At 56.4% G+C, this 15,238-nt stretch carries 13 protein-coding genes; 8 read left to right on the top strand and 5 right to left on the bottom strand.

All coding sequences use genetic code 11. From position 1 onward, the window contains the following. The 4 genes from ACM6G4_RS12320 to tssI form a co-directional block, all read right to left on the bottom strand. Nucleotides 1–2,730 (bottom strand): DUF6531 domain-containing protein (locus ACM6G4_RS12320; RefSeq protein ID WP_414913788.1); only part of this gene is annotated, 2,730 nt, incomplete at its 3' end. A 3-nt stretch (nucleotides 2,731–2,733) separates the two neighbouring features. Beyond that, on the bottom strand, nucleotides 2,734–3,201 hold the full coding sequence (locus ACM6G4_RS12315) for a DcrB-related protein (RefSeq protein ID WP_223542072.1): 468 nt from the start codon (nucleotides 3,199–3,201) through the stop codon (nucleotides 2,734–2,736). A 39-nt stretch (nucleotides 3,202–3,240) separates the two neighbouring features. Beyond that, nucleotides 3,241–3,825 carry a hypothetical protein gene (locus tag ACM6G4_RS12310; protein WP_223542073.1) on the bottom strand — a complete coding sequence of 195 codons (585 nt, stop codon included), beginning with the start codon at nucleotides 3,823–3,825 and terminating at the stop codon, nucleotides 3,241–3,243. Between the two features lie 11 nt (nucleotides 3,826–3,836). Further along, the gene (tssI, locus tag ACM6G4_RS12305) at nucleotides 3,837–5,687 is read right to left on the bottom strand and encodes a type VI secretion system tip protein TssI/VgrG (RefSeq protein WP_414913787.1); all 1,851 of its coding nucleotides are present in this window, start codon (nucleotides 5,685–5,687) and stop codon (nucleotides 3,837–3,839) included. Nucleotides 5,688–6,406: 719 nt separating this feature from the next. Here tssI and ACM6G4_RS12300 point away from each other — a divergent pair. From ACM6G4_RS12300 to ACM6G4_RS12275, 6 genes are all read left to right on the top strand, one after another. Then, on the top strand, nucleotides 6,407–7,825 hold the full coding sequence (locus ACM6G4_RS12300) for a DUF6861 domain-containing protein (RefSeq protein ID WP_414913786.1): 1,419 nt from the start codon (nucleotides 6,407–6,409) through the stop codon (nucleotides 7,823–7,825). Between the two features lie 433 nt (nucleotides 7,826–8,258). Then, on the top strand, nucleotides 8,259–8,492 hold the full coding sequence (locus ACM6G4_RS12295) for a hypothetical protein (RefSeq protein WP_080925365.1): 234 nt from the start codon (nucleotides 8,259–8,261) through the stop codon (nucleotides 8,490–8,492). A gap of 239 nt (nucleotides 8,493–8,731) precedes the next feature. Beyond that, entirely contained in the window at nucleotides 8,732–9,196 is a 465-nt protein-coding gene (locus ACM6G4_RS12290; protein ID WP_046042531.1) for an SMI1/KNR4 family protein, read from the top strand. Nucleotides 9,197–9,366: 170 nt separating this feature from the next. Beyond that, nucleotides 9,367–10,275, top strand: coding sequence for an immunity protein Tsi6 family protein (locus ACM6G4_RS12285; protein ID WP_414913785.1), 909 nt, complete (start codon nucleotides 9,367–9,369; stop codon nucleotides 10,273–10,275). Between the two features lie 39 nt (nucleotides 10,276–10,314). Continuing rightward, a complete protein-coding gene (locus ACM6G4_RS12280) occupies nucleotides 10,315–10,662 on the top strand; it encodes a hypothetical protein (RefSeq protein ID WP_414913784.1) in 348 nt (115 codons plus the stop codon). Between the two features lie 34 nt (nucleotides 10,663–10,696). Continuing rightward, nucleotides 10,697–10,975, top strand: a complete 279-nt coding sequence (locus tag ACM6G4_RS12275) for a DUF6966 domain-containing protein (RefSeq protein ID WP_223464658.1) — start codon at nucleotides 10,697–10,699, stop codon at nucleotides 10,973–10,975. A gap of 35 nt (nucleotides 10,976–11,010) precedes the next feature. Here ACM6G4_RS12275 and ACM6G4_RS12270 read toward each other — a convergent pair whose 3' ends face one another. After that, on the bottom strand, nucleotides 11,011–13,176 hold the full coding sequence (locus ACM6G4_RS12270; RefSeq protein ID WP_414913783.1) for a M48 family metalloprotease: 2,166 nt from the start codon (nucleotides 13,174–13,176) through the stop codon (nucleotides 11,011–11,013). A gap of 702 nt (nucleotides 13,177–13,878) precedes the next feature. Between ACM6G4_RS12270 and ACM6G4_RS12265 the strand changes: the two genes are divergently transcribed. Together ACM6G4_RS12265 and tssB are read left to right on the top strand one after the other, a co-directional pair. After that, complete coding sequence (locus ACM6G4_RS12265; protein ID WP_414913782.1) at nucleotides 13,879–14,631, top strand: hypothetical protein; 753 nt, start codon at nucleotides 13,879–13,881, stop codon at nucleotides 14,629–14,631. Between the two features lie 68 nt (nucleotides 14,632–14,699). Then, complete coding sequence (gene tssB / locus ACM6G4_RS12260; protein WP_007978739.1) at nucleotides 14,700–15,233, top strand: type VI secretion system contractile sheath small subunit; 534 nt, start codon at nucleotides 14,700–14,702, stop codon at nucleotides 15,231–15,233. Nucleotides 15,234–15,238: the final 5 nt, after the last annotated feature.

Below are 15,238 nucleotides of genomic sequence, written 5' to 3'. Positions count from 1 at the left end.
ATGCAGATGGCCGCTGCCGTAGTACAGGTGATTGAGGTGTTGGCCGGTGGGCAACGTCAGGGTGGTGAGGTTGCTCAGTGGATCGTATTCGTAGGACAAGGCGCCTTGCGCCGTGGTCTCCTGGACCAATCGGCCGAGCAGGTCGTAGGAGAACTCGAGTGTTTCTTCGCTGACACCCAGTTGCTTGCCCTGCCCGGTCGGCAGGCGCTGGATCGACAGCAGGCGATCAGCGTCGTCGTACACGTAATCCTGACGGGCATCGCCATTGAGTTTGGCCAGCAGCCGGCCAATGCTGTCGCGCTCGAATTCGGTACGACGCTGTGGTCGTTCGCCGCGTTCGCCGTAGCCGGTTTCGTCGACCTGGGTCAGATGCCCGCCGAGGTTGTAGCTGAAGCGTCGAGTCAGGTTGTCGATGCGTTTTTCTTCGATCAACCGGTCGGACGCATCGTAGGCGAACTGGTACGCCGCGTTGTTTTCGTTGATCAGCGCGGTCAGGCGAATCGCCGGGTCGTATTCGTAGCGGATGCGTTGGCCCTTGGCGTCCTGGCGGCTGCTCGGCAATCCACGGGCGGTGCGCAGCAGGCGCGTGGTCTGGCCTTTGCCGTCGGTGTGCGTCAGTACCTGGCCGAGGGCGTTGTAGGTGAATGATTCGGCGCTGCCGTCCGGATGATTGATGCGCAGCACCTCGCCGTCGGGTTTGCGTTCCAGGGTAGTGGTCTGGCCCAGCGCGTCGGTGACGGCGACCAGATGCTGACGCTCGTCGAAGCGGTAGGTGGTGTTTTTACCCGAGCAATCCTGGAAGCGTTCGACCTGGGCCAGGGTGTTCCACCACAGGTATTTGGACTTGTGGGTCGCGTCGATGATGGTGTGCGGCAGGCCGTCGTCGCTGTTGAGGTATTCGGTTTTATTGCCCAGGGCGTCGACTTCGGCGATCAAGTTGCCCTTGGCGTCGTAGCGGGTCTGCCAGGTGCTGCCGTCGAGGAAGGTCGTTTCTGTGACCAGCGTAGTGCCGAGGTGGTACTTGTATTTGATCTTGCGACCCAGTGGGTCGGTTTCTTCAAGCAAACGCGAAAAGTCGTCGTACTTGAACCCCAACCGGTTGCCATCCGGCAGCTTGAGACCGGTCATGTTGCCCGCTTCGTCGAGGTCGATGGCGTACTGCTCACCGCCGAAGTCGCGACTGGCAATCACGCGGCGATCGTCGTTGTAGTGGATCTGCAGTTCGCGCCCCAGTGCGTCAGTGGCCCACGAGGTGCGCTGCTTGAAGTCGTAGCGGTAGTGAAAGTGTTCGCCATCGCTGGTCCAGTGCTCGACCACTCGCAACTGGTCATCAATGGTTTCCCAGCGGTAATGACAGCTCAGGCCCAGGGCGTTGCTGTGGCTGGCCATCACACCATCGGCGTAGCTGAAACGGCGCATCGAATCGCTGTTGCGATTGATCACTTCGATGAGTTGGCCGTTGTCGTCATAGCGGTACTGCACCAGGGTTTCAACCGCCAGGTTGTCGACGACGCGCTTGACGTCGGTCAGGCGCCCCAGCGGGTTGTCATAGTGCAGATGCACCCGAACACCGCCAGTGGCGCTGATGTCGGTCAACCGGCCTTCTGTCGTACGGGTGAAATGCAGGTAATGCCCAAGGGCATTTTCCAGGCGCTGCAGCGGAACATCGCTGTTGTCGTCCGGCACCTCGCCGAAGTAGAAGAACAGGTTGTCGAGGGTTTGCAGCAGGTAGTGGCCGCCTTCGGTGCGGACCAGGTGGAGCTGCTCATAGGGGTTATAGATGCGATCGCCTGGCTCCACATCCACAAAGGGCACGCTGCGCCCCTGGTTATCCGTGAGGTAGACGAAGCTGCCGCTTCTGCGCAGGCTTTGCTCCCAAGGCAAGACCCAGCCTTTGCCGAGCACGCTGTCGACGGTCAGATCGCTGGCATAGAAGCGCGACCATTCAATCGGCATGAGCCCCGGCAGCGCAAAGTCGGTTTCTCCCGACTCGAGCAGCAGCTTGCGCCCGCTGGTAAGGTCGACGGGATTGCCGCTCAAACCCCCAATTGCGCGCTCAACGGCCGGACCGATGACAAAGCGACCGGCCAGATAGCTGCCCGCCACGGCCGCTCCAAACTTCAATGCGCAAGGCCCGGCCGCCTTCAGACCTTGTGCCATGCCCAGCCTGAAGATCGGACCAATTGCGCGGCCCATCGAGGCGACAATCATCAGCACGTCGACGGTGACCCGCAGCCAGCCGGGAATTTCTTCGTCGACATCGAGATAGCGCTCAGTTCCGCCGCCAATGAACACATTGTTCGAGCCGCTGGAGATCTTCGCGCCGCAAGTGAGTTTGTCACCCTTGCGCGAAGCCGCCACATTGTTGATGAAAACGTTGGATGAGCCTTCGGCGACCATTACCGGTGCTGGGTGTTTATCACAAATACCCATGCTCAATTTTGCGTGGGCGGCATTACGGCTATTGATGAACACATCCGTCGAGCAGCCTTCGAGCTTGATCCCCCCGGCGGGCGAACTCATTGCCGACCCTATGCTTTCGCCAATCATGGGGACGAAACTGGCAGCCAGCCCTACGGCAATCCCCAGCAGAATTCCGCCGAGCCCCGCCGTGCAGATCGTGAACGCGGCAGCCGTCGCAATCGCAAGCCCGATCACTGCGCCGGCGAGAAAGCCGCCGAGCGCACTGGTGTGTTCAATTTCATCGCCCCAACGCGCAGCTTCGAACATGGGTTACTCCTGTTCGGCGCTGTCGGTGGACACCGTCTCGGCCTGGCGCGGTTTGAAACTTGTCAGCAGCTGCAGCCAATTCTGGTTTTGCGTGGCACTGAAATCAGCCTGGCTGGTGGTGGAAAACACCAGGATGCGACCGGGTTCGATTTCGAACGCTGCCTGCCGTTGGTAAACCGGTCGACCATCGTTCATGTAGTAGGCATCCACCTGGATGCCGCAAAGCGGTTGCTCCCCGGACAGCGCTGCCGGCTTCTTGCTGAGCAAGGTATAGCCGCGCAGTTTGGCGGCAATGAGTTTTACCTGGCGCTCGATGTAAGCCTTCAGATCCTCTGCCGGCAGCATGTTGTCGCGCGACAGTGTGATGTTCAGTGGCGCAGGAATACTGTTGCCGAGCACGAACATGTTCACCGTGCGGTCCTGAAAACCTTCCGGCAACGTGATGGATCCTTCCTGAAGCTGATAGTCCATTGGGCGTGTGTTCCGTAAATACGTAAAAGGGGAAAATGCTTAGTCAGCGCTGATGTTTTCGAGCATCGTCTCGAACTCGATTAACCAATCGGCAAGCTCTGCATGTGCGGGATTGATCATCGTCGACATGCTCAACCATTGGCGTTCGTTACCATTGCCGGGCTGGATGACTGCGCTGGTCGCTCTGCCGTGGCGACGCTCCTGTCCCGCCGTGAATATATAATCCAGGGTAATCGCCGGACTGCCTGCCAGCAGGCAATCGCTCTGCCGCACGATGGTGACGTCGGGGTGGTTCTTGCGCAGGTTCTCCACATATAACTGCACCGAGCGTTGCAGCGTCAGCCCTTCAGGTGCAGGACGACGCTTGGCACTGAACGTGACGGGATGGCCATGCTTTTCGAGCGTTGTATCAATGTCGCGGAAGTTGAAGCCTTGCGGCATTACCAGATTCAGCCCCGCGACTTTCAATTCATTGCGCGCCAATTGAAGCGGTATCACCGCTACCGGCTCAGGCTCGATGACAGCGGGCGAAACCTCGACAGCCTCCTGCAACTGCTGCCGCGCAAGTGTCTCGGCCGCTAACCGCTTCTCGGAAATACGGTCGTAGATGCTGGTCCTGACCATGGTCTGATTTCTCACTTGTTGATATCGACACGGTCACCGTGGACGTAGGTGTTCTTGCCAAGAATATCGATGGCGTCGCCCTTTATTTCGATGCCTTCGGGCGTCAGCTTGATACTGCTGCCGCCCACCTGAAGAATGATGTGCTGTTTGGCGCTGACCTGAATGAACTGGTTGTCGACCTGGATCGTCAGCGAGCCTTCCTGGACATTCATCACCGTGTCTTTCTTGATGGTTTCGGTGTGCGTGCCACCGACCGTGATCGTGCGGTTGCTGCCGACACTGTGGATCTCGTCGACCTCGATCTCGGTGTCCATGTTGCGCTCGGCATGCATGATGATCTGTTCGGCACCGGCCTTGTCTTCGAAACGGAAGAAGTTCGCCGTACCGCCGTCGCCCTTCATCGACCGCGTCAGGAACCCGCTCTGGGTCTTGTTCGCCGGCAGCGACCACGGTGGGGTGTTCTGGCTGTTGTAGAGGCTGCCCATGACCAGCGGGCGGTCAGGGTTGCCGTCGAGGAACACCACCACGACCTCATCGCCCACACGGGGAATCTGGATGCTGCCGAAACCGCCGCTGGCACCGGCCTGGGCGACGCGGACCCAGCAGGAGCTCTTGTCGTTGTGCTCGCCCTTGCGGTCCCAGTGAAACTGCACCTTCACCCGACCGAGTTCGTCGGTGAAAATTTCCTCCCCCGGCGGGCCGACGATGATCGCGGTTTGCGGGCCGGAGATGGTCGGGCGCGGGGTAGTGAGTTGAGGGCGGAAGACGATCTTTTTGCGCACGCAGGCGAAGGTGTTGTAGTAGCTCGCCTGGTGCCCGCTGAGGTAGTTGTTGTGGCCTTCGCTTTCGACGCTCATCAACAGGAACTGACGATCATCGGCGGGGCCTTGGTCGTGATCGTAATGCTGCAGCAGTTCGAAGGTATAACCGGGTTTCATCGCGCGGCAGTTACTGGCGCCGTGGAAACTCTTGCCCTTGAGCTCAAGCGCTTCGACTCTCAAACGCAGCAGCGCTTCGCCTTCGTCGTAGGTGCCGTGGGTGTATTGGCCAGGGAAATCATAGATTTCGAAGTCGTCGACATCGCCTTGCTTGTTCAGGCTCTTCATGGCGACCGGCAAGCGATTGGACGGCTGGCGATAATCGAAGGTCTGGACCACCATTTTTCCGGACTGCAACTGGCGATTACCGCTCCATTGCGTAATGGAGTCGGCGGTCTCGGTGACCGATGCCGTGTGGTAGCGGATCTGCGGCTGTTCAGGCAACGGCACCAGGGTGCTGGAGTCGTCGCAGATGATCATGGTGTGGCCTTCGGCGGTGTGCTCGAAGTAGTAGAACATCCCCTCTTCTTCCAGCAGGCGCTGGACAAAATTGAAGTCCGATTCCCGGTACTGGGTGATATAGGTGTAATGCTTGAGCGGCTTGCTCAGGCGAAACTCGTGCCGGGAAAACGCGGTGCACAAGGCAAACACCTGGGTGACCACATCTTCCACCGTGCAACCCTGGAAAATGCGCGTGTCGAAGCGGTTCTTCAGCATCGAGAACCAGGGGTTCAGCGTCGCCGTATAGCGAGCCATGCCGCCGTCGCTGCCGATGCTGGCAAACCGCGTGAGATAGCCCGCCAGGTAACGAGGCGTGGCGTCTGCCAGCTCGATTTCCAGAACCACGTGCTGACCCATCATCGACTTCAGCTCGACGTCGGAGTCCTGGCACACCAGCAGCAACTCGAAGTTGTACGCACGGGACAGACCTTCAGTTCCCTTGAAGGACTCAAGCAACAATTGCTGTTCGGGGTTGGCGAGGTTCTTGAACTTGAACAGGCGCCGATTTTGCGGGGAAAGCATTGCGGCAAGGTCCATCAACATGTGTATCTCCTTGAAAACAGTGGAAAGCTACCGCCCTCTCTCAACCACTGCACATAACGAATCAGATAAGAGGGTCAAAACCCTGTTTGCCGCAACATTGAACCAGGCGAACACTTCGCCACCCTATGTTTTCGGTCTGAGGCACGAATCATCTGCAAGTTCTGCCAGAGGCCACCTGCAAAAAATCCTTCATTTTCATCGATTTTTTTAAACACCGAATGAGATCCCTTACACGCCATTGTGCGTCAGGAACTGCGACCGCAAGGCAGTATGAAAGTGCCATTACCCGGCAAAATATTTGAGAAATTTGTCACACTTCTACAAGTTGCACTGGTTCTCGAACGCGGGAAGGAGACACCCATGTCATGCACTGTGTCAACCCGCACGCAGTGCATGCGGGCACTTCCACGCACTTCGAACTCAGTTCGGGATAATCCCTGAAAAATAATTATCGCCACGCTGGCCACCCAGAAACGCCGATATATCAAGGATGAACGGGAAGTTAGGTGCCACTGATTGGCAACTAATGCCTTATTGCCATCATTGCCGAATGTAACGCGAATAACAAAAAATGGGATCCATGTTGAAATTTTCAACTCGCCCCGCAGTCTGAAGCAGGGCTGATAGCCATCGCTTTGGCAATGATGTGAAGTCGGATATTCGACAGCTCGACCGCAGCAACAAGGAAGCGCCTTTTCCCCAAGGACAGTGATGAGTAAATGGATCTTTTAGCCAACGTGCCCAGCTGGGCCGATGTCGAACGCAACCTCGACCAGAAATTCAGCGAGCTGAACCAGGGCGTCAACGACGGCTTGCAGAGCGCTCACGACAACTGGAACGGCTTCACCCGGCGTGTCAGCAATGGCGCGAGCCAGGCCTATGGCTACATGGGTGGTCACCGCATCGATGCGGTGCATCAGGCGATGACCCTCTCCTACCCGATCATCCAGATGGACCTCAAGCGCAAGTGGGCCTCGATTGAAATCGAGCAGATCCTGCCGGTGCTGCTGCAACTGGTCAAGGAAGTCTCGATGATTCTCGGCGGCAGCGTAGCGATCGGCACCGTGGCCGGCGGCGCAGCGGGGGCCTTCGCATTCGGCGTCGGCGCTGCCCCCGGAGCCGCTGCCGGGGCCGGTATCGGCTTGCAGGTCGGCAACCTGATTCTCATGGGCCTGGGCCTGTCCGCCATCGCCGAATACTTTTACCAGGGCCTGCCCGCCTGCCTCTCGACCTTGCAGGAAGGCATTGCCACGGCCTGGCACGCCGAAGAAGGCGTCAAACCGTCCGGCCTGGACCCCAGCGGCGGTTCCGCTGCACTGGTACAGGAACGCGTCGAACGCGCGGCACGACAACTGGCCCGCGGGCAGGAGCAGCTCGTATTGCTGCTGCTCACAGCCATCGTCACCTACCTGACACGGGGTCAGATGAAAGCGGGTGTGATGAACAGCATGGAAAGCATCGCGACCCGCAGCGCGAAGCTTCAGGCAGAGATTTCGAACAAGGAGCTGGCGGGTTGGTTGGCAAGGAATGAGCAAAAGTTGCTGGCTCGGGATGAGTTGCGGGTGAGGGAACCGGCGCCTTTGGTGAAGGCTGAGAATACATACAAGTATTCCGAACCGACTCAATCCAAAAACAACTTAATCCAAAAGATCGATAAACCAATACATCCGCAACACGCCACTTTACCCGGAAAAGTCGTCGGTGAGTTTGACATGATTAATAATCCCGGCCCACTGGCGGAACTGCCTGGCAGCCCTTCAGGAAACTTTTCAGGGGGGCGTTACAAGGCAGTTGAACTCTCCGATGATATCACTCTTTTTCGAGGTGGCGACATCAATGGAAAAGCCTTAGGGCAGTGGTTTACGGAGCAGGCTCCAGACTCGGTTGCGCAGGTGAGAATTGATACCGCTGTTAAGCCTCAATGGATCGACCCGCTTACAGGAGAGCTAACGGGGACCTCTCCTGTAAACTCCGTATTCACTATTAAAATTCCTGCTGGTACCATTGTGTATGAAGGACCGGTGGGAAACCAGGGGGGAATATTTGTTGGCGGACCAAATATAAATCAAATTTTCGTGCAAGAGCCCTGGAAAATACCAGGCGTTGAAGTTATCGGCAACCCTACACCTATTAAATGACGGAATTTTATGAAAAATACAAATCTAATAAACCTGCTCATCGAGCTCAGGGAAATTTTTCACAGTGAGAACTGCCGAAACTTTGATGCGGGAATAAACGCAATAATCCGCATACTTTCCGACGACCCTTTGCCGAACACTAATGATTGGGCACAAGCGACTTCAATTTATAGAACAATGGCAGGCAGTAAATCAGGTTTCTCAGACGTCTACATTGATCGAGGTACCTCTGAACAACGAGTCGCAGCTAACGCAAGACTGGATGCTATTCGACAGATGTTATGGGACGCATTTGAACGGGTCTGAAATTGGGCGATATGTCGTGACAGGCCAATGTTTGGTGCCGTGTTTTTTAATAAATCTTGTTGTTCTTGGGCTTTCAGACGGAGTTGGCGATCAACGACGCAGCAATACAACGCCGCGAGAGAATTAAATGGCAATTGAGAAAGGTGAGCGTTTCGCCAACGAAGACATTTTTATCGACTACCCATACGAAGAAGTTACCTATCGTTGGGATCATCATTCAAAGCAGATATTCGTACGTTTCTACGGCAACGAAGAGAGCACTCAACCAGTCCCTCATGACAACCGTTTATTCAATGAAGCGCTGCGCTTCGGTGAGGGAATCACCCGCCAAGATTACAATAGAGGTCGCTCTCGCCGATGATGGTACGTGATGTCACACTATCGACGGTTACACCTCCGTAATGTGGCAAATACCGCTTCACAAAAATTTCTGACCTTCACCGCACGATGAAAAAAAATGAACATTGAGCGACTGACAACAGCGACCCGCAAAAGAACTCGAAATGCTCGTCGCACACCATCAAAACTGAATCCAAAACGACTATTTACGGACAAAAAACCCTCACTTAAAAACAAAAAAAACAACGTCCGAGACAGGCAATGAATAAACCAACATTACTTGAACTAGAGAACCTGATCAAACAACATCCGGATATCGCCGCGTTTGGATCACCCGCTGACGCCGTGTCTGATGACTGGCTGGTAAAAGCCGAGAAAAAAATCCGCCATAAACTGCCTGCATCCTACAAATGGTTCCTTCTCAATTATGCAGGAGGAGAAGTCGGGACGGAGGAAATATATAGCATCTATGGAATGGACTTCGAAGACATCAATGGTGGCGATATAGTTTTCCAGCACCTCAATGGCCTCAAACATAAATCAACAACCGCTAAAAAAGTAGTCATCAGCGAAACCGACTTGGGCGAGGTTTTTTTCTTCGACTACGACACATACAACGGCGAAGAATGCCAGATTTTCATTAGAATCCCGTCGGGGCAGAACTTATTGTATGCGAACAATTTTTACGAATTTCTCGCCAAGAGAATTAAGGCGTTTTTGCCATAAGGGACGCTTTGTCGTGCCCCCGGTGTCAGGGTAGTTGTCGCCGCGGAGAGCTGGATGATCTGCTGATTGTGCAGCCGGGGACCAATAGAGGAACGGCTATCTAAGACAAACCGTCACTCCGGCCCTTTGGATCGCTGTCCTCAAAATCAAAATCCTTGAACGGATATCCCATGTCAAAACTACTGCATCGTTTGAAAACCCTTTTCGGGCAAAAGACCGCTCTTCCACCCGCCCCCACCGAGCAGGTTGTCGATGCAGCCCCCCACACCGAAGCGGACAAGCCACTTTCCCGAGTGGAAAGGAACCTGTCCTGGCTGCCGATCAATCGTGAGCCAGATGTTTTTGTGCCGCTGATGCCTCCCGCCTGCCCGGACCTGAAGCTTGTGGATGCCCTCCTGTTGCAGCGCTATCGGGTTTTCGTCATCGCGAATGATCCGGCCGACCGGACTTCAGAGACCACGATAAACCGCGATTACGCCAGCCAATTGGCGAGTGACTTGTACGGCAAAGCGACAGATCTTGGTTATTGTCGAGGCACTGAATCCTCGTTCGAAATCTATTGGCTCACGCAATGTGCGGCGATTGTTTCGCTGCTGTCTCACGGACCAGAATCAGAACAATTCCTGACCTATAGAAAACACGTTGGTTATGATCGAGACTGTGCCCGGACCGGTGTGCAGATTCGAATGTTTGATGAGTACGTAGCGTCGCGCAGCTATCAAACCGCTGGAGCCGGGAAGGACCGCCTTCTGAAAACGCCGATAACGGCCCTCGACTACATCGACAATGCGATAGCCATCACCGCCCTGAGATACAACGGCTGTCCAGAGTTCCAGATTTACTCAAGCTCGTTGATCCAATTGCAATTCATCAGGAACGTGTTGCTGGGCGTTGAAAAAGATAAAGCCCGGTTGCACCAATTGACTATCGGCGTTTGGGCCAGCAAGGAGTTTGAAGCCGACGATCCTGAACTTGCCAGCGCACTAGGGGATGCCTTCAACATAGGCATTCAGATTGCACGCGGCCTGAAGATTCAGCTGCCGAATGGATTGCCGCCGGAAAGTCTTCCACGCACATAGCATTGCTGCGACTTCATCGATAACACTAAAGGTAACGTTATGACCGAAACGTGGTACCGCGTTGACAACGGAATCCTATGGATAGCGAATCAACCCATTCACCTGCCTCACCCGGTCAACGTCGCCTTGCCGCATGACGACAGGCTAGCGATCCTGATCGAGCCCCCACCAAATGTCATTTCCAACAAAAACATCCTTGCCCTATCGCGGCATGGAACAGTGCTTTGGTACATCCAGGAAAGTCCCCACGGTACACAAGCCGATAAACCCTACATGAGCCTTCACTGCGACAAAAACGCGGCGCTGATCGCTGGTAACTGGAATGGCGTCAGCTACTCGGTCGATTGGCACAATGGCTCCGTCAGCGTTGTGAGCGTTGATAAGTGACCCACCGAAAACACAACGGCTCAGGGCTGTCACCATGAAAGACATCCGCAAGATCTCCACGACCCTTGCCCGAACAGCAGAACTGCTGAGGACATTCGGCCACCCGCAATGGGCAGACAGACTTGAGGAGTGCAGCTTAGCGCTGCCCCAGGATACGGCGTACGCGTTTTCTCGACTGATGTCGCTGTACGGCGGCATGGGCTCAATCAACGACGTTGTTCTGTATGAAAACGCAAAACCCTTGCTGGACGAAAACAACGAACTGCAAGGGCTGCTATCAGTTCTTCATCAGCTTTGCGCAGGGAGCCATTGAACCCGGCGTCCCACGCTTGCCAATGCTGAAAGCATTCAGGCCTGCTCGAATCGCTGCTGCAGCAGATGTCGCGCAGTGCCTGCATTCAGGTAGGTGCCAATCAGGTCCGCCAACTCCTGGTCCTTGAGTTTTTTGTCGTCGCGGCAGATTTGCAGCAAGTGCAGCTGGACCCAGCGCTTTTTCCTGTTGAGTTTCGCATCCGGCGAAAAGAACGAGCGCGAGGCCAACTCAGGCATCGGGGCGTCGTCTTCCAGCAACAGATTCAAGTGCACCCCCTGCCCCACTTGCAGACCAAAATCGGCGACGTGCCGGATCGGCAATGGCGCCTTGAAGTTGGCGAATACGAAGTGCTCGGGCGTCAGCAACAACGCGGTCTTGTTCGCCCGCGTGAGCATGCGCAAGGAGAGCGGCAGCAGGAACGCCATGCAGATCAAGAGCAGAATGCCAACCAACTTCATTGTGGCATTCGCATCCACGAAAACCTGCGGCAGCAGGTACGGCAGGATCAGCAGGCCCAGACCCAACAGCATGAAGAACGAGAAGCAACCCAGGGTAATCCACCCGCGCAATCGTGCGCCTTCATGCAGTCGGACTTCCTCCGTGGCATTGCCGGCATGGCTACGCAACTCCTGCACAACCGCCGCGTCCTGCTCCACGTAGTGGCCGAGGAAGTCCTCGGTAATGCGCGCACGCAATGCCTGGGGGGCGGCGAAATAGTGATCCATCGCGGCGCAGGCTTGTGCCGCGTTGATCGGGCGGGTGCCGCGGCTGACGGCCTCTTCGACCGTGACTTGCAGGGACGCCAGCCGCTCAAGATTGGAGGGATGGGTGTCCGATGGATGCGGCAGGCTGGCTGCCATTTCCTCCTCGGGCAGGGTCAGCGGCTGCGCGGCCAATTCCTGCACGACGCTGGTTGGCAAGTCGTGGGGCGGGACGTACCCGGCACCCGGGTTGGTCGCTTGCGACACACGGGTAAATACACACTGTTGCAACAACGGGTCGATGGCCGAAATACGCACCAGCGCCGAAGCGATGGCAATGTTCCCCGCCAACTGCGCGCCCGCCGCGTCCGCCGCCAGCTCCCGCACGCGGCTCCAATGGTTCACCGCGTGATCGAAACGCTCCATGAAATACTCACCGAGCATGAACGCCGGCCACAGCGTCGTGCGTTGCAGTACATCGCTTTGCAGCATGGTTTCGGCAATCACCCCGAGGCTGCGGCCGATCCCTTCGTAGATCGGCACAAAGCGCAAGCTGTACTCGGTATCGGCACCGGCGAAGTGCGCCAGTTCGTGACCGATGACCGCACCGGTCTCCGCCGGATCGAGCAGGCCCAGGTACAGCATCGGCACGTGCAGTGTGCGGCCCTTGAGCGCGGTGCCTGACGGCAGCAGGTTGACGTCGCTGGAGGTGACGTAAAAGCCTTCGGTCATGCCCAGCACGATGTGCTCGGGTGCCAACGCGCCGAGTTGATCCGCCAGCTGGCGAACATAGGCCCACAACGCTGGCGCCTGTTGCGGTGTGGCCACCTGGCCCAGAACGTTCATCGGTGTGGACTGGAACATGCGCAGCATGACCGGCAGCTGCTTGCCCATCTGCCAGATCGAATACAGGAAACCGAGCATCAGCATCAACACGATGAGCATCAGCTTGAATTCACCGGCGGCCATTTTCCCCATGTGCCACAGCCCCAGGCCTTCGAAACCGAGAATGGCCGCTACCGCCGCGCCCATGGCGACAATGTGCCCCACCAGCAGATACGGCAACAGGCGACTCACTCGGCTGAAGGTGTGCAGCAATCGTTCACGGGAATGGCTCGCGCGGGCACCGGCCCAACGCAGACCCAGCAGCCCCAGCACGCCGACCAGGGAAGCCAGGAGGCCGAGGGTGATGGCACCCTTGGCCAGGTTGCTCATCACGGCAGCCACCGGTTGCAAGATGGTCAGTTCGTGCTCGGCCTGGGTAACGCGCGATAAAGCCAGGTGGACACCCATGCGTTCACCGTTGATATCGACTGTGGCCGAGCGGGAGAACGGTTTGGCAACCATCGCTTCGAGTTCGACATGCATCTCGCCCAGTTCGGCGTTGATATCAGCGAACTCCTTGATGCTCTCGGTACTGCGTTGTAACTCCCAGGCGCCAAACAAACCAAGGCAAAGCGGCAGGAGAATAAGTACGGCAATGAGTTTCAACGTTCTCATGAGACAGGGCCTCAATAGTCGCGTCGCCTTACATCCGTGGCGCGCATAAATTCCATTTAACAAAGGCCCGGAAGCCCTCACGCTATTGCACGGCCCGACATGAAAGTTATGGGGCGCAGACGTACCTGGCGCGTTATACAGAAATATCGTCGATATGTAACGCCATAGTGCCCGAACACTCGTTCAGCAATGGAATGGACGCCTCGTATATCCCGGACACCTCGAGATGCCATCACTTCCTTGCCGGTTATATGACACTTATCCTTCAACCGCTTCCTCAGCGGATCATCAAGCGGGCATTGGGTGAACCGGTTCACCTTTTTTCAATTTTTTTCAATTAAAAATTGGATCCATTATTTGCCTGAAACCATTGAATTTATTGGGTTTCAGACACTTCCGCCATTCAGATCCGGCAAATAATGGCAACCAGACATCATTGCGACACGTAACAAAAAAAAGAAAAAATCCCTGCCTCGTAGGAACTTTCCTACACATCCTGTTGCCATACACGACGTTACTGGCAACTCGATATCCATATGCCAGCATCGCACTCCCAATGATTCCTGGCAGTGTGATTTTTTGATGTGAAACATCAGCAATCACAACTCGTGAACAGACGTTCAATCGAGAAATTAGTCGCTGCGCACGTACTCCCGTGTATATCCGGGTAGTCGTCGCGCAGTGTTCAAGGACGATGTACCGATGACTCAGACGTTTTTTGATGTTGAAGCATTGATCAAGCTGCGAAGCCAGACCCGGGCCATTTCCGATGCGCTCAAGGCGCAGGCTTCGGACTACCTGGCGACCCTGGCTTTGCTGATCCGTCCGCAAGCGTTTTTCGGTGAGTACCTGCAGGGTGCGCAACGCAGCAGCGGCCGCGAAACCCAGCACCATTTCAAGGAACTCAAGGAGCTCTACGACCGCATCGGCTCGGGCGCTCCGTTCCAGCTGGTCAACGAACTCGAAGTGCCCCTCAACCTGCTCAGTACCACCCCGCAACTGTTTGCGCTGGAGTACGACAAGGTGCTGTCCCAAAGCGGCCAAACCATTCGCATCACCAGCCCCGTGCGCTGGGTAGTGGGCTTCAGTTCGTTCGACCTGGCCCGCTTTCGCACCGTCATCAAAGACCCCAATCGCAGCAGCGCCGAGCTGTACCGCTTCGTGGTGCATTACCTGGTGCTGTTCTACTGCCTGAGCAAGTCGCCCGGCATCAGCCGCCTGCTCGAAGGCCTGCGTTTTCCCGTCAGTTTCGAACGCTTGAAGGAGTTCGGCGACCTGCCCTTCTGCGTCATCAGCTCGCCGGTTCGCTCGCAACTGCCCGACGAGGCGGTGATCCGCAGCAGCACCCAGATTGCCGGCAACACCAGCTTCGAAGAATTGGTGGGCTTTGAAAACATCATGGAAATGAACGATGAAATCCGTCAGCGCCTGCTGCTGACGATCGAAGGAATGTAACGCGCTCGGCCACCCATTGAACCGACACGCAAACGACTTGCAGCGAATTGATCGCACAGGAGATCACGATGGCGAAGAAGGAAAGTACCCAGCACAAACTCGACCGCGTTCGCGCGCCTCGGGTCCACATCACCTACGACGTGGATATCGGTGACGCTCAGGAAAAGAAAGAGCTGCCCTTTGTCGTCGGTGTGCTGGGCGATTTCTCCGGCAACCCGCTGGAGCCGCTGCCGAAGCTCAAGGACCGCAAGTTCATTTTCATCGACCGCGACAACTTCAACGGCGTGCTCAAGGGCATCAAGCCGCGCCTGACCTACCGCGTCGACAACACCTTGGCCAAGAACGGCACGCAGCTGGGGGTCGAGCTCAACTTCAACGCCCTCGAAGACTTCGAACCGCAGAACGTGGTCAAGCAGGTCGAGCCGCTGCGCAAGCTGCTGGAAGTGCGCAACAAGCTGGCGGACCTGCGCAACAAGATGGGCGGCAACGACAAGCTCGAAGAGCTGCTCATGGACGTGTTGCAGAACACCGAGAAGTTGAAAACCCTGGGCAAGGAATTCGGCCGTGAAGCCGCCGTTCCAGCCACCGACGGCAAAGCGTAGGAGCC

The organism is Pseudomonas sp. IT-P258, assembly GCF_949767825.1.
GTDB classification, from domain to species: Bacteria; Pseudomonadota; Gammaproteobacteria; order Pseudomonadales; family Pseudomonadaceae; genus Aquipseudomonas; species Aquipseudomonas monachiensis.
Note: the sequence above shows the minus strand (reverse complement) of the source record. Positions and strands in the feature narration are given on the sequence as shown.